Raw genomic sequence first — 20,115 nt, 5'->3', positions numbered from 1 at the left:
AGGAAAGCCGCCATGACCGCGACTGAAACCCCCGCCACCATCACCCGCGTAGATCTGCAAAACGCCCTGGTGCGTTGCTGCGATCAGCATCCAGCCAGTGCCAACGGCCATCGCCTACACCCGGATGCGTCGTTGATGGCCGATTTGTTCGGCCTGATGTTGCACTACCGCCAGAGTTCTACCGCCACCGCTGATGTTGAACCGGCGATCATCGCCGCGTTTGAGCGCTGGAATACGGCAGAATAGCCCCAGGCGCGAGCCAGGGACTCACACACAACATCTTGTGTTCAAAGCCGCCGCCGGCAGCTGCGATCGACACCAGATGTTGTGGTTCATTGGAGAGGAAAGTAAGCATGACAGACGACACCGCCATCTGGCAGGCCACTGCCACCGATGTAATCGCCGCCATCAAGGCCGAAATAGCCAAGATCACACCTCGGGAGCTATCCCATGAGCATCTTTACGACTATCTGTTATCGGTCAGCCGTGCCGAACTCGCGGGTTCGGTACCGGCCATTCGCGACATGAGCGAAAAAGCCTTTTCAAGTGTCATGGCCGTCATTCTCGACCGCTTAGGTGGCGACGGTATAGAGACCCATGGCCGTCCTGCTATCTGGCTCCAGGTAACTCCAGCGGAGGAAAAACGCCTGCCTAACAGATACGCCGGTGCCCGTCGCTGGATTCGCCTGGCTTCGATTGAAGAAGTCCACCCGATGCCGGGCATTGCTGTTGGTGAAGACATGCGAACCTGGCAATACGTGATCCAGGTGTCAGCCAATGGCAAGACCTATGACGCAAGCCCGGTTCGATTTCTTGGCCAGGCCGTGGAAGCGCCGGTAGAGCGTTTGCTTGCCTTGGTCAATACGGCGGTAAGTGAGGAAAATCGGCGGAGGGCGCAACTATGACAGTTCAGGCGAAGCCATTAGCAGTGGCCGCCATCGCAATCAGTTGTGTATCGCTCGTTGTTGCGAGCTGGGCAGCAGGCCATCAAAAAGCGCTGCCCGCTTTCACTGTAACGGCCTCAACTATCCATGTCTGGAACGGCACTACAGATAGCGGCGAACAGGCCGTTTGCATTAATGGCTTTGCCTACAAGAGCGGCGCGATATTTGACGACAGTCTGTTGGTGCCTATCACGGGCGTACGCGCTGATGACGTAGACGGGACCGCTACTGCCTACCCTATGAAGGCAGTTCGGTGCGCTAGTTGACTGTATGAGAAAGGCAGGAAAAAGCCCCGATATCGGGGCTTTTTTCATTCTGCCGAGGCGTATTGCGTAGAAGGGTAGGACCTGGCCGGAAGCTGGTACCGCTTCCAGGCTTTCAACACCAGGTCGGGATACTCGCGTTGGCCGCGGCTACCGTTGTACCGACCTAAAGCCATGAATACGTCGCCGTTTTCCGTGTCCAGGTAATGCCGCAGGATCGAGCAGCCATAGCGCAGGTTTGTGCGCAGATGGAAAAGGTTATCGCCAGGGCGATCAACCACCTTTTTCCAAAAGGGCATGACTTGCATGTAGCCCCGCGCTCCAGCGCCGGATACCGCGTACTTGCGAAACCGGCTCTCGACGTACAGCACGCCGAGGACCATTTCAGGGTCCAGGCCTGCGCGTACCGCCTCGTAATGCACGGTCAGCAACAGCTTTTCACGCTCCCCCTGGTTAGGCACCCAATCGGCCAGGCGCGGGGATTGGGTGTCGAGCCAGGTGTCTTTGGCTGCTACGGAAAGAAAAGATCCTTCCGGCGCGCCCTGGTCACTAACAGCCATGGCCAGGCCAGCCCGGACGGAATTCGAGATTTGTTCCTCTACCTGCGCACCGGCGCTGGCGACCCCAGGGGCCACCAGCGCCGCGCTCAGTAGGACGGCAAGGGCAAGGCCCCTCAACGTGCGGCCTCTTTCTGTGCGCCCTTACGCGGCTCCGGTTGCTGCTGTTCCTTCCCCTGCTGTTTCACCACTACCGCCTCCCGCAGTTTCGGGGCCGGTACCGGATCGCCGTGGGCGATTCGTTCGGCCATGGCCAACTGTGCCACCGCTACGAACCGTTCCTGTTCTTCCTTGCTGTTCGGCCATGTCTTTTCCGCGAACTTGTGGGCAGCGGCCACCGTGCCATATGCCGGTGCCAGCTCGGGGTGTTTGTTCACCACTTCGCTCCGATCACCGTAGACAAAGGCTTTGGCCTTATCGACCGAACCCACTTTCCAGGTGTTACGGATTGCATCCACTTCCCGAGAGCCAACCACTTTGCCCTGGTCATCAAATACTTTTTCCTTGGCAACCACGCCTTTGGTGTCCACCTTTTCCAGGCCGATGGTTTCACCAGGCTTAGCCTGGCTTTCACGCATGGCCCGTTCCAGGTCTTTGCCCCAAACGGTGCGCTCGCCGCTTTCTGTCATCACCTTGACGAAATAGCTTTGGTCCTTTTTGTCGTTGAACTGGTAGTTCGCTTTACCGTGGTCGAGTAGCTGACCGGACACGGCACCTTCACGCATGCTGAAATCCTTCATGCGCGGCAGATCCGCAGGGCGGTCCGCTTTGGCCGGGGCATCTTGGACCGGGGCCACGCGCTCACCTGCAGATGGTGTCAGCGACCGTTTACCAGGGGCTTTCTCGCGCTGGGTTCCGACCTCGATGCTGTTCTCTTGTGCTGTTTCCTTGACCAGTTTGGCCAGGTGGGCTTTCTCGATGGCGGTAGGCTTATAGCCGCTGACCTCAAGGCCGTTCATGGACGCCTCAAGCCACGCAGCACGCCGAAATTCCTCACTACCTCGGACAGTGATTTTTTCCCAGCCGCGAGCCTTGGCAATGTCCACCATCGAGGCGATAACTTCCTGGTTCTCGCTTTTGGTGGCCAGCTTCTGGCCCTTGTCATCGAATGCCGGGGACTTGTCCGGGAAATAGAATTTGTTCTCGACCTGGACGAACCGGGATTTCACATGGTCAGGAACGGCCTGTGCGCGCGCCTGAGCGGCTTCCTTGTTGAACCGGATAGGCTGGGCGGCGTCGCCGCCTTCACGGCCATCAGCGCCTATCTGAGGCGCGCTCTCGCGGGCGCGCTGGTCAAGCCCCAGGTTATCGCGCTCCATGCGAACACGTTCACGCTGGCGGGCCGCGAACAGCAGCGCCTCAGCGTCTGCCGATTCCAGCACCGGCGCGGCGCGCTGGCCATCCAGATCCGCACGGCGTTTGTTGGCGAAATCCCGGGCCTGGCCATCCAGCTCGGGCGAGGGTACCGGCACGGCCTGCGCCGCTGGTGGTTCGACAACGGGTGCGCGTGTGGCAGCCCTACGCAGGTTCTCGCGCTGACTGGCCACCAGGGCCGACAACTCCGGGTCTACCTCGGCGTCACGCGCCTGGCCGTTTTCTACGGTGTTCTCGCGGGCCTGGCTCGCGGCTGGAACCTTGGCCATCAGGGGAATACCGTTTTGCTTGAGGGCTTCAACGGCAGTGAGGGAGTTGTCCTTGTCCCCGGCACGGGCGTTTATGTCGGCCCCGGCCTGGAGCAGCAAATTCGCCGTGCGGCCGTCCTTGCTGGCAGCGGCCGCATGCAGTGGGGTTACGCGGTCCTGGTCACGGGCATTGACGTTGGCCCCGGCTTCAATCAGCACCTTGGCCACGTCCGGGCTCTTCGCCTTGATGGCGGCCAGCAGTGGGGTTTCACCCTTGACCTGGCCAGCTTCCAGGTCAGTTTTCGATACCTTGGCTTCAAGGCTGGCCCCGGCCTCGATCAACGTCCGCGCCGCCTGGCCGGTCAGCGCTGGGTCATGCAACACGGTCTTGCCAGAGGGCAAGCGCATGTTGACGTCGACGCCACGCAAGACCAGGCCCTCCAGGAGCATTTGGCCGTTGAATTTTTCGCCGGTCGATAACTGACCACGGACAGCGGAGAGTAAGAGAGGGACGCCATTTTCCAATGGCTCTTTCATGTTCGGGCTGAGTGTTTTTCTGGCGTCGATAAGTGCAAGAGCCGTATCAACATGGTTTTCGCGCAGCGCTTTTACAAGACCTTCTTTATCAGCTTTAGTAGCCATAGTTACGTTCCTTCCGCGTCAGTCAGCGATAGAATTTACAAACGAGCTAAATAGTTCTTTCAGTTCCTCATCGGTAGCGGGTTCGTTTTCGGGTAGTTCGATTTTCTCGAAGTCAATATTGTAATCCGTCAACGACAGTTTATCTAGGTTGTCAACGTCTTTAACTTCAATTTTCCGATCAACGAACTTAACTAGTTGGCCATCGACTTCGGTAACTTCTTCTGCCTTTGGTTTAGGTTTAGGTTTGGCCACTCGGGGTGGCGGTGGGGTGTATTCCGCCTGCGGTTGAACAAACGGCGGTAGCAGGCGTTTTTTGAATACGCGCTCTTTGTAGTAGAAAACTTTTTCGCAGAGAATCGCGTTCATGTTTTCAACGAAAATGATTTGACGCTTCTTGCCAATCTGCCGAACTTCTTGCGGCAGTAGCAGAGCGCGCTTTTGCTCGGAGGTGTTGGTAGACCCTCCTTTTAAGTCGAATTTCGGGCGGGAGTGGCTTTTCGTTTTTACGGTGGTGTCACCAAGCATTTCGGAAACTGTCCGGGCATGCTCTTTGTTCTTCGGCGCAAAAACGATTTCGGCGCCCAGGCATTCAATAATCGTCTTGGCTACTTCCATGCCATAGGTGGCAATGAGTTGCGATATCGACTGCACAATAATGAATGGGCGGATGTTGTAACCACCCAGGTAGCCAATAGACTTCGCTACAACTGGCATGCGCCCTGGTGCAGTGAATTCGTCCATGATCCACGCCAGTTGATATTTAAGTTCGGGATTGTCCTCGGGCATTTCATCCATGTTCAGCTCAAGAATTTGTTGAGCAAACAGGTTGATAATCAGCGACAGGTAATCCAAATCTTTTGGCTTAATCCCCATGTAGATGGTGATTTTCTCCCGGCGCAGTAAGCGCAGGTCAACAGAGCTACGGCAAGTTGCCGCGTCAACGAGCGGGTTTAGCCATAGTTCCAGCTTTGCCGTGAATGTTTTGCGGATGGACGATTGCGTATTGCCACTGGTGAAAATGAAGTCATAGAGCGCGGCTTTACAGGCCGAACTAAGCGGGGTAGGGGATTGGTCCCGTTGTTCGATAAGTTCTTTCCAGTGTTCTCCCACGGTTTCGCCTTCGCCAAACATAATTTGGCGGACAATTTCACCGAAAGTACGTGGCAGGCCGGGTGTTTCAAATACATACAGTGCCAGGCCCAGGAACAGCGTACGGCAGGAAGCAGGCCAGAACGGATCGCCGTCCGCAGGATCTGGCGACAGCATGTTGCCGATTTTCTGTAAGTCGTTCACGCGCAGCATTGGGTCATCTGAAACATAGTCCAGAGGGTTCCATTGCATGGTGCGCAGGTCAGGGTCTACCGGGTTAAACAGGAAAACTTGGCTAAAGGTTGATCGGAAGCCCGAGGTAATCCGAAAGGACTCCTGGCGCACGTCCAGCAGTACGACGCTGTCGGGCCAGCTCAGCATATTCGGTTGGACCACTCCGACACCCTTACCGGACCGTGGCGGGGCCGACAGCAGCGCTCCGAGCTGACCGGCCAGCATAAGAAACTTGCCTTTCCACTTACCGATGATGAAACCATGTTCACCCAGGAGATTGTTCTTTTTGATTTCGGATGTTTTGGCAAACCGCGCATCACCGTGTAACTTGCGGTTCAGTGGTGCAACGCAAATACCTACAACAACGATTGCCGGAATGAGTCCGGCGCCGGTGCAGATGGTCAACCACCGTTTTACTGCCGGTTGGTCACCGTAGTAAATCCAATAATCAATGATGGTTTTCGGCGTGGCGCTCCAGGGATGTTCTCCGATCTTCAAAAGAAACCAGTACCCGGCAAGATAAAGCCCCATGACCACGGCCAATATAATAAGCGCCGTGAATGCGGTAACTTTGGCCTTGTAACTATCCAGTTCATTTAGCAGCATACAGCGCCTCCTTACCCGGCTACCTTGATTGCGTATTCCGGGTCGTAATAAATCTGGCTAACAAACGGCTTGCCGTTATCGTCGCGCTCGCACTGAATAACGATGTTAATTAGTGCGTACAGGTCTTTGATAATCAAGTCCTGCGAGAGTTGGCTACCCTCGGGGCTGGCCTGAATCATGTTAGCCATACGCCGGAACGCCATCTTTGGACTGTTAGCGTGAAAGCTTGCCATGGTCCCAGGATGACCACTGTTAACCACGTTCTGGAAAAAGAAATACGCTTCATCACCGCGTATTTCCGCCAGTAATACCCGGCTTGGAAACTGACGCAGCGTAGAAGCCAACACGCCTTTAACGCGGATGCGTTCAGGCGCATCACTGTCCCGGCTGAATTTCAAGTTGACTTGATTGCGGTGAGGCAACCGTGATTCGCGGGTGTCCTCTACCGTAATCAAGCGCTCACCCGCTGGAATCTTGTGGCCCAGCGCGTTCATTAATGCGGTTTTACCCGAACCAGTTTCTCCTACAAAGAAAATGTTCTGTTTGCCGATCACCGCTGCGCACAGAAAGCCTGTTACATCCTTGGCTTTGAACAGCTTCAACAAGTCCAGCTCTTTCGCAGTCAGTTCCTTGTTAAGTTCCGCCCGGTCGGCGGCACTTATGCCGCGTGTTTGTACCCATTCGGTGCGCTCAAAACTTCCGAATCCGATAATTTCCTCAAGCGTGAAAGCCTTCCCCTTGGGGGGAAGGCGAATCGTGATACCTGGAACTTCCGTGACGGGCGGCAAAACAATTTCTATCCGTTGACCGCCAGGCAGCTCCGCACTGATAACGGGTTGCGGTGCCTGGACGGAGAAGTTCGCCACCAAGCGGCTTAACTCTACGCACCAGGTGTAATCGAGTTCGGGCATGGGGATACACTCCCAATGCCCGTGGGTGTACGTCCACAGTTCGCCAGGGGTGTTTACACACAGCTCGTTATAATCGCCGCCCAGGTACTGCCCCAACACCTGGAGGTGCAATTCAACCGTGTGCAGAGTTTCTGTATCGACAGCCTCACTCATTGCTTGTACTCCAGGCTATAGACTTTGTTGAAGTCAATATCCCGCGCAACGTAGATATAGATATTGGCGCCTTGGTTGCGGGTAAGAGTGTTAGGGATATTGGCGGCTTCCTTGAAAATTTCGGTCGCCAGATCCTGCCCGCCATTGGTGGTGTTTCCCAGGTTGAGCGTGGTGTTGTTGCCGCTGTTGCTCTGTTGGGTGGCTTGCAGGTAGGCGCCTACGTCGTCGATAACGCTCAGCGCGACGATAGGCCCCCAGCGTTCGGCCAGGTGATAGTCAATGTCACCGGTGACGCCGGTACGGCCCAGTTCATCCGTGGCCGCCGAACTCAGGTTGAAGGCCACGTTGTTTGGCATCGGTGTGCGGCCCCTGGTCCATACGATCGGCAGGCGGCGATTGCCGCGAGCCAGGCCCATGAGTTGCTGGCCGGTATAGATGGTGCCGCGTTCAGCCACGATAGCGCTGTGATCCGCAGACCACAGGTCATCGCTCTGCACGCACTGCACCATGCCAGGCAGAGAGGAGTCCAGCGCGGGGCGAACCACACAAGGGATGGCTTCGCCCTGGTACACCATCAAGCCAGGATCGCCCAGGCGATAGGCTTCTACAGGGTCCATCTGTGCCGATTGCAGCGACTGGGACAGGCGGTCGCCCGGGTTGCCTGCCGAACCCATGCCAGGCTGGCCACCAGCTCCGGCCTGGCCACCAGCTCCGCGTTGGCCATCGGTACCGGTTTGGGTTGCATTGTTGGTTGGGGCTTGGGGCAGGGACGATGCCATACCATCGAGCTTGAATTTCACCGGCGACGACAGGCGCCCTTCCCGTTCGATTTCTGCCGGCGATTTGACTGGCTGCCCGTTGGCGGTGCCGCTGCGTGCCTGCATGTTTGGCTGTGGCGGCGCGGCCTGGCCAGCGGGTTGCTGTTGGGTCTCCAGGGCGCCGACCTTCAACGGCGGCAGTTGATTGGACGCCGTTTGCGTCTTATCAACGTCGCGGTCTTTCTTTTCCTGGCGCTCTTGATAGAGACCCGCGTAGTAGTGGAACAAGAACCAGCCGCCAAAGGCGATAATGCAGATACCGGCAACAATGTTGGTCAGGCGGGCTTGCATGCCTAGCCCTTTATTCACCGAAGCAATCTTGCGGTCGCCTTCGATTGGTTGTTGTTCCTCTAATTCTTCTTCCTCAAATTCATCTTTCCGGTTCCATGGCATTCTCATTGGTCAGCCTCCTTCAATACGCGCTCAACGTGCGGCGACTGGGTTTTAGTCGCAGGGCGCTCGCCGCCGTGAGGATCGTAAGATTCGTTGTAGATGCAAGTTACAAGCTCGCCACTACGGAAAATAAATTTCGGCTTAACATCATGGATAACCACAACATCGTTCTCGACGTTCCAGCTCGCCATAACCTCCTTGCCTTCTTCGTTCACATAGTAGATTTGCGGGAGCTTTGCCCGTGGCGGGAATGAGACATAAGTTGCCAGGCCATTATCGACCACCCGGTTAGGCTCAATCGTCGTAGAACCCTCTACCGTGTAATTCTCGTTCTGCTTGCGGCCATCACCTTGGGCAAGCATCTTTTTGACCAGATCGGCCTGGCCCTGTGCGCGCCGCGCTTTCAGGTCGTCGTCGGGATAGCGGTACTGCACGAACTCATAACTAACTTCGTTATTCGACCTGGCCAATACCATGTCCAGGTTGTAAACCCGCTTATTGGTGACAATGTGAATGTTTGTATTCGGGCTGCCCTTCGCCGGTTTGATGAAAAAGCCGTTTTGGGCAGTAATCGTGCCCACCCCCCACGCTTCTGTATAACCGCCGCCCATATCCAAAATCCTTTCGGATGGGCTAAACATAACCAGCGTATCCCGGCCTATGCGGGCCTTGAGCGTGACGATGTTGTACGGGTCGTAATCGACAAAACGCACGCGGCTATCCTGGCGAGCAGCAACCGGCACTTGCGCGGCGTTGGCCTGGTAAGTCCAGGCGCAGCCGAGCAGTACGGCAAAGGCAATCGGCGAGAGTTTCATAGTCATTCCCTCCCCTGGTTAGGCGAGTAGGCCGGGGCCGACAGACCCTGGCGCGGGGCGGCAGGCACGGCGGCAGGCGCCTGGCTGCGAGTAGCACCGCTGGAAGCGGTCAACACCTGGTTGGTGGTGTATTGGGTAATCTGCAAACCAATGTCATTAACGCGGCGCTGGGCTTCTTCCTTGGGCAGATTGACCATTTTGAAACTAACGTCCGCTACCCAATGGGTAACATTGGGCACACCGTTTTCGGTCACAGTGCGCTGAAAGTAAATCTGTGCGGTATCAACGATGCCTTGATTGTTGGTACGCGGAGAAATACTTTCAATCGTTGGCTTAACCGTGGCTCGGTTAGCGTAAACAGTAAGCGGACCATTGGGGTTATCTGAATCCCAATATTTAGCCCACTGCGATTGCAGTTGTGGCGACATAAAAGACGCTGCACAGAAGTAATCACTTTCGGCCATGTCGCGAATATAGCGTTCTCGGCAGATCGAAAAAGTATTCAGCGCTCGCCGGAGCACGGCATCTTCATACTTAACTTTCACTTCCGTCAGCGACATAAGCGGGTTAATCGCGCCGGTGGTCTCGTTCATCACAAGTACCTGTGGGGGCGGCGGGGGAACCATCGCTGTTTGGATCGCCTCATGCGCAACCCACAGAGCGCCGACCGCGAACACCACGGCCCCGGCCGCGATGCGAAAGGCCCAGGCCTTGGCCTTTTCCTTGCGTTCGACCTCGGTGTCAGCCCAGGACTGCGATGCCTGGAGGATCTGCTGTATGTCGTCGTGGGAGTCCACGAACGTTTTGATGGTGGACAGGAACCGCTGTAGTGCCTGGTCGTCAGCGCTCTTTTTCGCGGCCTCGGGTTTGAGCTTTTGGCGGGTTTCCATTAGCCGTCTCCCAGGTCAAAGGCATTCAGGGCAACGGCCTGGCCGCAGCTGGGGTAGGTGATACCGGCCTGGCGGTCAGCGTTGATCGGACGGCGGGCTTTGCCGTCGCAGGACGGCGGTTGATGGGCGCAGCCAGTGGCGGCGACGATGGCGGACAAGACAAGTACACGAAAAACGTTCTTCATTTCTACTTTCCTCACGCACACAAAAAAGACGGATACATAGCAACACTTTACTATGTTCCGTCTATACAGAAAAGGCATTTCTGTTGGTTTGGGTGGCTTCAATGCCTATAGATTCCTTGATTGCCGACCAGTGGTTATGTGCGGATAGAGCCGCCCCGTGGGCGTTTGCGCTCGCTATTTCCACCACCACCAGGGCGACGACGAGGCATGATTGAACGCAAGCTGCGCTGGAGCATGCGTGCCGCAAGACGTCCGGCACCGTAAGAGTTGATCGAGACACCCCCGGCAAGACCAGCTGCCTTGGATGGGATCTGTGCCAGGCACAAAAGCGATATAGCCCCAGTCACCAGGAACGGGAACAGTTGGTTAATCTGTGCGGTGCTGGTGATGGCTGCTGCGCCCGTCGATGCACGCTCATACAACGTCATAATCAAAGCGTTCGCGGCGATGGTCATCACAATGACCAGTGCATAGTTGGAAAGTTGCTGAATCCATCGACTGAAGAAATCAGAGGTCGCCTGAAACATCAGCGAGAAGATGAACAACGGACCTAGCGCCATGATGATGGCCAAAGCGATTTTGGACGACACGATCAAGAAGCACGCATAGGCGGTAACAATGATGGTCTGCCCCCATACGAGGATAGCCACCATGTACATGCCTGGATCGCCCACCAGGATACCGCCCTGGTCCCAAAACTTTTTACCGGCAGTGAATCCCTTAACCAGGATGCTATCGAGTGAGCCGAATATAGTGGTGCTGTCATTGGCCCCAAAGAACGCATTACCCAGCTCCAGCGGCGCGACGCTGAATGTGTTCACGACATAGGTGTTATACGCGGCAAACTGAAAGCCCACGTATAGGATGCACACCATCTTAAGGATGCGCTGTAGGCCATCCATCATAGGTTCTTGCTGCCCCGCACCACGAAACAGGGCGTACCCCCAAAACATGATGTAAACCGCTAGCAGGGTGTTCACAGCGGGCGCAATGGCATTGGCCACGTTGACCACGTTTTGCGTGATGAACGTCGTGGTCATGCCATCCACGAACGTCAGAACTTGAGTGTAGGTTTGCGTAGCCATAACCAAGACTCCAGGTTAGTGCCCCTTGTCAGGGGCTTTCTTGAATGAGTCCGGGGCGCTGGTATCCAAACTTGGAAAGTCGGCCTGGCCGGAGCGTTCGGCGCGGCAAGCAGCGTCACAAACCACCTTATCTTTCTCATCCCAGCAGCCCGACAGACAAACCAGGACAAAGGCGAGAGCGATAAACTTTTTCATACTTTTCTTTCCGTAGAAGTTAGTTAGATGGAATGGACGTATCGATGGCCGGAAAGTCTGCACTCCCGCTCACCTGCATACGCAGCTCGTTTTGCATCTGCCGTGCGGCCTGGTCATTGGCCTGCGTCAGTTGTTGCACGCTTTGCAGCTGCGCCTGGTCATTTGCAAGTTTGGCTTGCTCCGACTGCGCAACCGCTTGAAGGTCCATGATTGCTTTAGGGTCGGTCTGCGCGTTGATGCTGTTTGTCAGGCGCTGCAAGGTCGCTATGCGGGTCGCAGAGTTGGTGTAGGCCGCTTGCCCAAGTGCTTGTTGATTCGCGCTCATATTGCGCATCTGCGACAAATACGACTGCATTTGAGGCGACAAAGACGCTGCTTCGGAAGAAGAAAGTACCGCTTGCGACTCGCGAATTTGGGTGGCCGAATTAGCGAGGTCGCCATAGGTAGGCCCGCTATTGCTATTCAGCAGGGCCATTCCTTCGGCCCAGTTGTCTGGTAGGCCATTGCGTGGCGAGTCCGACAACAAGGTACCCAGTCCGCGACTACCCGTAAGCGAACTGTATTGGTTCCTTGCGACATTCAGATTGTTCTCAATCTGAGTCAGTTGGTTGCTCATAATCACGCCATTGGCAATTGCTTTTTCAATGGCGAGGGCGTCAATCACGGGTACCACGTCGGCCATGGCCGCACCGGAAGCGATAGCGGTAGCCAGGCCGATAGCGATAGTCAGTCGTTTGATAGTCATCTTCATGATTTCCTGTCAGCAACTTTGAAGTGAGGAAGCCATTGTTCCGGTTTGTCGCCGTATTCAGCGCGCAGGCGATCCACCAGGGCAACGGTGTGTTTTTTACTCGACAGTACGTCCAGCTCGTATTTCATTCCTTCCATGTCGAACCGGCAGACAACCGAATTATGTCCCTGTTGAAGAACGAACACCCGGCTTGCCTCGGGATCTGTTTCTTTCACCAGTTGGAATACCCGGTCAGACGTGCCGAGCTTTTTGTATTGCGCGTAATCTGCCTTGTCGTTCGGGAACAACACTTTGTTCGGCGTTTGCTCAATGAGCGTGTCCGAGATAGGACTACTAAGCGCATCATTAGGCGACTGGGAGTCCAAGACCACAAAGCCATTGTTTTTACGAATGGTCTTTAGTTGGTCCTGCACGAACGACTGAAAAGGCGGGTCGCCCAGGGCTTTCCAGAACTCTGCAATGAACAGCGCAAACCGGCGACCGTCTACCAGGGTAGATACCAGGTGGAACAGGTACATATTGATCGGTGCACGAAGTTCATCATTGTTGAGGAACGCGGTAACGTCGAAACCTGTAATCAAGCTCTCGCCCAAGGACGCGGCCAGGGTGTCGGTCTGGTTGTCGAACACCCAGGCGTTTTCCCCATCCGGCTGGCCGTTCTTGCGTGAGTGGCACCACCGCTGCAAGCGCCGGTAGATAACCGAATTTTGGTCCAGGTAATCCAGGACGCGACCCAAGCGGCGATGCTCCAGGTCCAGCCGCAGGACTGAATTAACCGCCGCTTCGATTTGTTCCACTTCCATTACGTCCAGGTCGCCCACGTTGCCCTGGTGAGCGCCCAAATACAGCGTCAGGCGCTTGAGGAACGGGCGAGTAATGGGGTTGTCCAGGTCGAGCTTGTACGGGTTCCAGTTGGTCTTAACGCCGCTCTGTACTGGATAATACTTCCCACCCAAGGCACGAATGATGATTTCGGTATCCCGGTCTTTCGTGAACAGCACGCAGGTAGCGCGGAATTTGAGCAGCATTGCCAGGTTGAAGGCGACCCAGGCGGTCTTACCTGAGCCAGTTGGACCCAGTACCATCGTATGGCCAACGTCCTTAATCTTAATGTCGTTCTTGTCCTGTGGGTCCGACGCATGGAACGAGAAATAATAGGGCGTCCCCGCCGTGGTCATATACATGGTCAGAGCGTCCCCCCAATGGTTATTGGTGAGTCGCCCCGCAGGAAAGTTATGCATTGGCGCGAAGCCGCTAAAGTTTTTGCTGTTAATGCCGGAAACGCGGGGCCGGTCTTTAAACTGGCCAGGGAACTGCGCCCAGTAGGCGGCGACGATTGCCAGGTCTTCACGAACTGCCGTCATGCCGGTGCTGCCCAAAATATCAATGGCGTCGGCTACGTTATCGTTAAGCCCCTCGACCGTATCGGACTTAACAAACAGGTTGAAGTGATGCTGCCCCATTACGATACGGCGCGATGCCAGGTCATCTAACGCTTCGTCAATTTCGTCAATCTGCGACGTGGCGTCATCCTCGGCACTTTCCATACGATCTTGCGCGGTCTTCATTGTCCGTCGCGCCGTTTCCTGTTTGATGAAACTAAAAGATTGCGTCAACACGAAATCATACGGCGCGTTGAGCAAATCATTCAGGAAAATAGAGGTAGTTTCCGGGGGGTAGGTGCCGATACCCAAGAGGGCGCCGTAGAACGTGCTGGTGGCCCCGCGTACTTCTACCGTCTCATTACCCCAGAACGGCCGCGACGCTGCCACCAGCTTACGCAGGGGCGCTTGGGCGATGGCCACGCGCTGCCACTTGCCGTTGAGCAGGAAGCCCATCAGTTCCATGGGTTCGGAGCAGTAGATACCCTGGTGCTTGTAGATCCCCAGTTTTTCCACGTCATAGCGGCGCAGGCTGCGCATGACTTGGCGAACTACCTTGTTCAATACTTCAATGGCTTGCAGTCGTTCGGCTTCGCGGGTGGCTTTATCGGCCTTGGAGACCATTTTGAATACGGTATTGGTGAAGACCGAAGGGAACGGCCGGTAAACTACGGTCAAGTACAGCTCATTGACACGCAGTTTTTCACCGGACAACCGGGAGGAATATTTCTCGTTGAGATCCTTGGCAAAGCCATCGGGGAATTCGCCAGGCGGATACTTTGTTTCCCTACGACGAATAATGTGTTGCCACAACGCGATGTTGTGGCTAGAGATGTTTTTGAACAAGGCGTTCAAGCGCTTATGCCAGATATTCAACTGTTCATCGTCGGCGCTCTCAAAGCTTGCGCCGGTCAGTCGAATAACCTGCATGTAATCACGATCCTTTGTCATGATCGTGTGTTCGTCGAGGTGAACTTCAAACGGCAGCTTGTCAGCGACAGGCGGCTCATTCTTAATAACCTTTTTCCGTACTTTGTCGGCAAAACTCATATCAGACCCCTTTTCTGTAGTTTGCGCAGTTTCCGCTTGCTCAGCTTCTTACCTACATTGAACTCTAGGGGGCTGTAGGTCACCGCTCTCCAGTAAAAGAAATTACCCACGAACGTAAACGCTTTGGTCCTACCCCAAAGGTAGATAAGCTCAAATGCGCGTGGGTCATATAGACAGATGCCGTACAGCACCAGGTGAATCGGAAAGAACATGAGTAACCACACTAAGTTTTTCGTGAATACGAAACACTCGATGGTAAACATCATGTTGATGATGAAGGCTTGCCAGGTGACTCCCCAGCGCATCGTGGGGCGCGTAGGCCCCACGAATAAAGTATCGACCAGAATTCCGTCGTTCTTTTCCATGTGGGGCCTCTCTTGATGCAGCTCGATTACACGCCGAACAGGCCGCGAACCCAGGTAACAATCTGATCGCTACCGAACAGCAGCACGATGCCGACGATTGTGCCGAGGAGCCACACCCAATGAATTTTGCCGAACAATGCCAGGGCACCCACTACCATGACGGCGATCCCTGCCACGGGCGTAAGTATAGCCAACGTCTCGCTCGAAAGGCCGGTGGCGCCGGTGGTGAAGGGGTTCGCCGCCATGGCGAACGCTGGGAAGATCGAGCCAATCACAGCGGCCACGAACGCCAGAAGGCGGCGATGCGGAACCGGGGAGCGGGTCAGGGTGTTAGGTGTCGTCTGTACTGTCATAGTCAAGCTCCAATGATATCGGTGTCTGGTGGCATTTAAGCCCCCGGATATAGCCAGCCAAGGTGTTCAAGTTCGGCCAAAGCCTCACTTGCTTTCGTGCGTTGAATAAAACGTTCTCTCCGTCTTTCCAGGTCAAAATCACTACAAGTCCAAACTTTTCGGGGGTCATCTGCCGCAATATGAACTGCCGTATGGCTTTGTTCTTCGCGGCGTCCTCTAGCTGGTCCTCATACATAGACGTCATTTCTGTGGCCTCTTGTGCGTTCTGTGGGGCCGTCATCGTATCCTTTTGCAACGATTTCGGCCTCACGTCTGCACACATCGACGCTACAGGTTTCGGGGTAGTGTCCCCGCGCTTATGGTTATTTTGTGGATCCAGAACGGGCCTCCTTGTCACCGGCATCAGGTGAGTCGTTCAACGCTGCCCCGTCGTCCTGGTCTTCTTCGGGAGTGGCTTGGGGCACGTTCTGTTTGCGGTGATACACGTCCCAATAGGGAACATCTGCCGGTGCTTGGGCGCTGGGAGCCGGGGCCTCGGGTTGGGCCTCGGGGACGAACGCAGCACGACGGGGACGGGCAACTTTCCCGCCCAGGCCGTCTAGCTCGCGTTGCAGCGATTCGATGTTGTTGCTGTGGCCCAGGGCCTGTGCGGCGATGGCCTGCACGTCTTCTGGCGACTTTTGGGCCTTGATCGCGTCCGCCATTTCGGCGTTCACGTCGGAGAGGGATTTTTTTTCCGTAGCCAGCTCGTTGGTCAGGATCGAGCGGCGTTGCGCGTCACGATCCTGCTGGGTATCGCTGGCGACTACTGGGTAGTTTTCGGCGTGTGCTGCGCTGGGTAGCGCGTAGGCCGCACACATGGCCGCTAAGAGTGCGAATGGTGCCAGCTTCATAACCCCTCCATGGTCCGGCAGGCCGGACATTGCTTACTGTGGTTATGAACCTACAGCAATGCCCTTTCTGCCGCAACACTTTTGAGATAAGTGTAATGTGAATTATCGCGTGTTTGTCCTGCCTCACCGTTCCGGTTCAGCTTCCCGCTTTCCCGGCGCCTGATCCTTCACGGCAGCGCGCACGGCTTTAAGCTCGATGTTCCAGTCTTTACCAGCGGTTGGGCGCTGACGCTCAACCTCCTGGCTTACAGCTTGTTTCAGGCGGTCTCCTAGGCGGTCCCCGGCCTTGTCAGCGTTGAACCCATCGACAATTTTGTACCCTTGGCCTTCCAGGTGTTTGGCGGCGCCCTGCAGAATGTCTCTTGTACTTCCTGCGGTACCGATCACCAACGCCTCCGGGTTTAACGCCTGGTAGCTCATGGCTTCAATGGAAGACTCCACAAACACCGCCACTTTCGAGGCGGCCTTTCCGGTGAAGTACAAGCCACGATCCCCGCGTATGCCATGAAACGGTCTGCTATAGGTGCCGCGAAGTTCTGCGCCGGAAACTTTCCCGTCCAGGTCGCGGAGCGTAAACACAGCATTGCCGTATTTATCTCCCCATACACGGCCCTTTTCGATGGCGGTATTGACGATTTGTTCAGGGATGCCGCGTGTTTTTGTGAGGTAGTCCCTCACTTTCGGTAGCTTGCGGGGATCTTGCTCGGGGATTTCAAGTTTGGGCTTGGGGGTGCTGTCTAGGATTCTGGTGGCCTGCTGACGAGCTTCGGCCTGGTAGGTCTGCACTGCGGCTTCGCGGCCGTGGGTTCCCCCCAGCCAGGCCACAGCGTCTTTGAAGCCAAACCCGCCCAGGTGCATGGCCAGGTCGATGGCACCGCCGCCGCCCTTGTCGGCATCGTGGTTGTAGAACTTTTGGTCCGTGACCGTTATCCGGCCTGCATGGGTTTTCCAGTTGTTCTTGGGATCGGCTGGATCACGTATTCCGCCAAAGCCCTCGATAACGCTGGCCAGCTCAATCCCTCGGGCTTTCTCTATGTCTGACTTTTCCATGGGCGTCCTCCGACAGAAGATCAAAAGATGCTACTACGGAAAACAAATTTCCGCATTGGCATAAGCACCCTATCACACGACAGAAGGTAAAGAAAAGTATAGACTTACCAGTTAATTCGGCAGTATAATGGACCCATGCAGACGAAGGGCTGCATAAGCAACGAAGCCCCGGACGGCGGCAACCGTACCAGGGCTTCTAATCACAGCTAACTAGATGGAGTTACGCCATGACTACTAAGCATCTTACCTGCGCAGACACTGCAAAGCTCGTTCGCAAGGCGCTCAAAGAGTCTTTCCCGGACGTTCGTTTCAGTGTTCGCAGCCATACCTATTCCATGGGCGCGAGCATTACCGTTGCATGGAACGATGGGCCGAACGCTAAGCAGGTGGAGGCTGTTACCTGCCGCTTCCAGGCGTCGTACTTCGATGGTGGTATCGACTACAAAGGTTCGATTTACCACATGATGCACGGCGAAACCGTATCCTTTGGTGCCGACTCGATCAACGCTTGCCGCACGGTGTCGGACGCAGCTGTAGAGCAAGCCATTGACCGGGTATATCGCAACCTGCGCGATAACTTCCGTGAAGCTGGCGTAGCAAAACCCACCGTCGAGGCGTTCCGCGCTGGCCAGCTTTGGGCCACTGTACTGCCCTCCTACCACCTCAACGCCGGCGACAGCCTGCAAAGTGAAATCTGCGCCTCTCTCAACCGCCATAGCGACCGTCTGCGCGGCCTGGTGAGCCAGACAGCGCAAAGCGTATTCGTGACCCATGACGACGGCTACAGCCGAAAATGCGGAAGCGGATATTCCGCCGTCACCATCCAGTAAACAAGCTGGCCCCTCGGGGCCAGTTTTCATTTCCGGGGCCAGTCTCCCCGCCCAGGTCCCACCCTCCGAGTGGTTTGTACAATCCAAAAAACTGGTTTGTACAATCCAAACACCCTGCGCAACTCCCCAGGTCCCGGACATAAAAACCGGCCCGATCAAGGGGCCACGTCAGTCCGCTTGACGTTTAACGGTTTAACCGCTACTTTTTGACGGTTAGTTAAACGGTATAACCGGACAACGACTATGACCGCACAAGCGCAAACCATCATGGCCACGAAAGTGACCGATTCGATTAAGCGGCGTTTTGACTCCGCGATGAGAGCGCGCGGCACTACCACTTCGGCAGTGTTGCGCGAAGCGGTATTGAGGTACCTGGACGAGCTGGAAGCTGGGATAGAGCATCCACAGTTCACGTTAGAATTAGACAGCCCACAGGCTGTTAAAAAGGCCCCTAACCACTAATGGCGGGGTCTAGAAACGCAAACGCCCCCAAATAGGGGGCGTTGGTTGGTAAGCGGCGCCTGCAAGCACCCTTACCACGGAGTCTCGGAGAATCTGGTTTGACGGCCATGAGCGAGACTCGTAGTGACATTCTGAGCATATTTCTATGTTCTGTCTAGCCCTGCGCCTGACATTCAGATGACCTGCGAGCGCCCGCAATTCACGAACTCCACCGTTGCACACGGGTGGCAGGACAAGTGACGACAGCGTGTGCGCGGTGACAGTTACGCAGCTACTGGGGGAACCGACCAAAGCTGCGACCGGTATGAGTTGTCTGTCTGATACAGAGCAGGGACATTGGGTGATTACCCTTCCTTGCAGCGTGATGACAGGCGGTCTGTGACGGGGTCGGGCGCTGATACGTGGCGTAACACGGACAGGTGCAGGGGCGTACCCTGATGCACTCCCGACCAGGCTCCAGACAGCGGCTCCGGCCCAGCGTAATCCGTCTGTAGTGGTCAGGCTCAAACTAAGGCGACTTAGGTCGCTTTAGGGTGAGTTTTGCCCGCCCCTCACCACCAGCTCACCAACCCTGCGTTTGCAAGCCGTATGCCAGCGCAGTGCAGCCCGCCAGGGCGAGCACGAGCAAAACAACGAGCGCGAAGCGCGACAACATAGCTCTTAGCTTTTAGGGGGTGTAAGCCGGAACCCCAGAAAATTCCGTCAACCTAGTTGGATAGGCCCCAACCCCTTGAGCCCTTGAGGCGTGGCGGGAAGACATCGGCATTGCCCGTGGCTGGATCGACGCCTTGCAGTGCGAGGGGTTGATTGATGAGGCGACCTTTCGGGCGCTGGATGCCGAGATCGATGCGGCGGTGACCAAGTGGGACGGCGTCGCGCCGGAGTAAGTTCGCGTTACCCATAACGCCGGTACCGGAAAAACTTTGCACCTAATCGGGAAAACTTTTCCGGCCAATCTTACGAAAAAAGGGCACCCCTGCCGGGATGGATGATGCGCTACGCTGGCTACTTCAATACGGCAATCTAAGGAATAGTCATGAGCTTTGCGCATATCGGAAAAATCAAGGAAGTGAGCGATTTTATTCAAGCCAATGAGCTGATCGAGGCGGGATATGAGCTGTTGCAGATAGTGCCAGGCATAACCAGCGACCGAGATCCTTGCACGCTGTTCTATCTCGGCCAGCACAAGCCGAAGGCCGCAGACCCCGAGGGCGAGTATGTCGACGGCGAGTGGGTGCCGAAGGAGTGACGCCGCGTTACCCATAACGACAAATGAACCCCCACCACGAGCGAGAACGATATGACCACACCGAAGAACCCGTTTGAAGGCCTGCCACGTCATCACATGATGTTTCTCAACCTGCGCGATGGTGGGGAAACACCGGCTCGCCGAGGCGCCACCGTGGCTGAGTTCTATGGGGTCACGCTGGACGAGCTGAAAGAAAATTGCATCAAGGCCGGTGAAGAGCTGATCGCCGAGCGCGGCGAATTGCTGGTGTACGAACAGCCCGTGTACGACTGGGCGAAAAGCTAAGTCCGCTGCGTTAGGGGTTTGAAGTCCAACGGAACGGGAACGT

22 protein-coding genes are annotated in these 20,115 nt (G+C 55.9%); 6 read left to right on the top strand and 16 right to left on the bottom strand.

Annotation, left to right across the window (positions count from 1 at the left end; genetic code table 11):
- Positions 1-12 precede the first annotated feature (12 nt).
- Together ACW9JC_RS09045 and ACW9JC_RS09040 are read left to right on the top strand one after the other, a co-directional pair.
- Positions 13-246 carry a DUF3717 domain-containing protein gene (locus tag ACW9JC_RS09045; RefSeq protein WP_393923069.1) on the top strand — a complete coding sequence of 78 codons (234 nt, stop codon included), beginning with the start codon at positions 13-15 and terminating at the stop codon, positions 244-246.
- A 107-nt stretch (positions 247-353) separates the two neighbouring features.
- Positions 354-905 (top strand): hypothetical protein, encoded by a 552-nt coding sequence (locus tag ACW9JC_RS09040; protein ID WP_457454752.1) that lies wholly within the window; start codon positions 354-356, stop codon positions 903-905.
- 349 nt (positions 906-1,254) lie between these two features.
- Here ACW9JC_RS09040 and ACW9JC_RS09035 read toward each other — a convergent pair whose 3' ends face one another.
- The 16 genes from ACW9JC_RS09035 to ACW9JC_RS08960 all read right to left on the bottom strand — a co-directional run bounded on the left by ACW9JC_RS09035 (position 1,255) and on the right by ACW9JC_RS08960 (position 17,246).
- Positions 1,255-1,884: a lytic transglycosylase domain-containing protein gene (locus ACW9JC_RS09035; protein WP_457454750.1), complete on the bottom strand. Its 630-nt coding sequence runs from the start codon at positions 1,882-1,884 to the stop codon at positions 1,255-1,257.
- Positions 1,881-3,836, bottom strand: coding sequence for an LPD7 domain-containing protein (locus ACW9JC_RS09030; RefSeq protein ID WP_457454769.1), 1,956 nt, complete (start codon positions 3,834-3,836; stop codon positions 1,881-1,883). Before ACW9JC_RS09030 ends, ACW9JC_RS09035 begins: the two co-directional genes overlap by 4 nt.
- 210 nt (positions 3,837-4,046) lie before the next feature.
- Entirely contained in the window at positions 4,047-5,957 is a 1,911-nt protein-coding gene (locus ACW9JC_RS09025; protein WP_393923113.1) for a type IV secretory system conjugative DNA transfer family protein, read from the bottom strand.
- 11 nt (positions 5,958-5,968) lie between these two features.
- Positions 5,969-7,021, bottom strand: a complete 1,053-nt coding sequence (virB11, locus tag ACW9JC_RS09020) for a P-type DNA transfer ATPase VirB11 (RefSeq protein WP_457454749.1) — start codon at positions 7,019-7,021, stop codon at positions 5,969-5,971.
- Entirely contained in the window at positions 7,018-8,238 is a 1,221-nt protein-coding gene (locus ACW9JC_RS09015; RefSeq protein ID WP_457454748.1) for a TrbI/VirB10 family protein, read from the bottom strand. Before ACW9JC_RS09015 ends, virB11 begins: the two co-directional genes overlap by 4 nt.
- Positions 8,235-9,053 carry a TrbG/VirB9 family P-type conjugative transfer protein gene (locus ACW9JC_RS09010; RefSeq protein ID WP_393923110.1) on the bottom strand — a complete coding sequence of 273 codons (819 nt, stop codon included), beginning with the start codon at positions 9,051-9,053 and terminating at the stop codon, positions 8,235-8,237. Before ACW9JC_RS09010 ends, ACW9JC_RS09015 begins: the two co-directional genes overlap by 4 nt.
- The gene (locus ACW9JC_RS09005) at positions 9,050-9,937 is read right to left on the bottom strand and encodes a VirB8/TrbF family protein (RefSeq protein ID WP_457454746.1); all 888 of its coding nucleotides are present in this window, start codon (positions 9,935-9,937) and stop codon (positions 9,050-9,052) included. Before ACW9JC_RS09005 ends, ACW9JC_RS09010 begins: the two co-directional genes overlap by 4 nt.
- Positions 9,937-10,122, bottom strand: coding sequence for a hypothetical protein (locus ACW9JC_RS09000; protein ID WP_457454744.1), 186 nt, complete (start codon positions 10,120-10,122; stop codon positions 9,937-9,939). Before ACW9JC_RS09000 ends, ACW9JC_RS09005 begins: the two co-directional genes overlap by 1 nt.
- Positions 10,123-10,256: 134 nt before the next feature.
- A complete protein-coding gene (locus ACW9JC_RS08995; RefSeq protein WP_393923107.1) occupies positions 10,257-11,207 on the bottom strand; it encodes a type IV secretion system protein in 951 nt (316 codons plus the stop codon).
- A gap of 15 nt (positions 11,208-11,222) precedes the next feature.
- Positions 11,223-11,402, bottom strand: a complete 180-nt coding sequence (locus ACW9JC_RS08990; protein ID WP_393923106.1) for a hypothetical protein — start codon at positions 11,400-11,402, stop codon at positions 11,223-11,225.
- Positions 11,403-11,421: 19 nt separating this feature from the next.
- A complete protein-coding gene (locus ACW9JC_RS08985) occupies positions 11,422-12,147 on the bottom strand; it encodes a type IV secretion system protein (RefSeq protein WP_393946512.1) in 726 nt (241 codons plus the stop codon).
- 2 nt (positions 12,148-12,149) lie between these two features.
- Positions 12,150-14,585 carry a VirB4 family type IV secretion/conjugal transfer ATPase gene (locus ACW9JC_RS08980; protein ID WP_393923104.1) on the bottom strand — a complete coding sequence of 812 codons (2,436 nt, stop codon included), beginning with the start codon at positions 14,583-14,585 and terminating at the stop codon, positions 12,150-12,152.
- Positions 14,582-14,950 carry a type IV secretion system protein VirB3 gene (locus ACW9JC_RS08975; RefSeq protein WP_457454741.1) on the bottom strand — a complete coding sequence of 123 codons (369 nt, stop codon included), beginning with the start codon at positions 14,948-14,950 and terminating at the stop codon, positions 14,582-14,584. The genes ACW9JC_RS08980 and ACW9JC_RS08975 overlap by 4 nt, the downstream gene beginning before the upstream one ends.
- Positions 14,951-14,976: 26 nt before the next feature.
- The gene (locus ACW9JC_RS08970) at positions 14,977-15,303 is read right to left on the bottom strand and encodes a TrbC/VirB2 family protein (RefSeq protein WP_393922607.1); all 327 of its coding nucleotides are present in this window, start codon (positions 15,301-15,303) and stop codon (positions 14,977-14,979) included.
- Between the two features lie 362 nt (positions 15,304-15,665).
- Positions 15,666-16,196, bottom strand: a complete 531-nt coding sequence (locus tag ACW9JC_RS08965) for a hypothetical protein (protein WP_393922606.1) — start codon at positions 16,194-16,196, stop codon at positions 15,666-15,668.
- 123 nt (positions 16,197-16,319) lie between these two features.
- Positions 16,320-17,246 (bottom strand): DUF3991 domain-containing protein, encoded by a 927-nt coding sequence (locus ACW9JC_RS08960; RefSeq protein WP_393922605.1) that lies wholly within the window; start codon positions 17,244-17,246, stop codon positions 16,320-16,322.
- Between the two features lie 227 nt (positions 17,247-17,473).
- On the opposite strand from ACW9JC_RS08960, the gene ACW9JC_RS08955 reads away from it, so the two are divergent.
- The 4 genes from ACW9JC_RS08955 (at position 17,474) to ACW9JC_RS08940 (ending at position 20,072) form a co-directional block, all read left to right on the top strand.
- Positions 17,474-18,076 (top strand): LPD29 domain-containing protein, encoded by a 603-nt coding sequence (locus ACW9JC_RS08955; protein WP_393922604.1) that lies wholly within the window; start codon positions 17,474-17,476, stop codon positions 18,074-18,076.
- A gap of 243 nt (positions 18,077-18,319) precedes the next feature.
- Entirely contained in the window at positions 18,320-18,538 is a 219-nt protein-coding gene (locus tag ACW9JC_RS08950) for a ribbon-helix-helix protein, CopG family (protein ID WP_393923052.1), read from the top strand.
- A 1,036-nt stretch (positions 18,539-19,574) separates the two neighbouring features.
- On the top strand, positions 19,575-19,787 hold the full coding sequence (locus tag ACW9JC_RS08945) for a hypothetical protein (protein ID WP_024126000.1): 213 nt from the start codon (positions 19,575-19,577) through the stop codon (positions 19,785-19,787).
- A gap of 51 nt (positions 19,788-19,838) precedes the next feature.
- Positions 19,839-20,072 (top strand): hypothetical protein, encoded by a 234-nt coding sequence (locus ACW9JC_RS08940; protein ID WP_048402763.1) that lies wholly within the window; start codon positions 19,839-19,841, stop codon positions 20,070-20,072.
- Positions 20,073-20,115: the final 43 nt, after the last annotated feature.

The organism is Pseudomonas sp. SDO5591_S426 (genome assembly GCF_054070755.1).
This window is presented reverse-complemented; position numbering and strand designations above follow the sequence as displayed.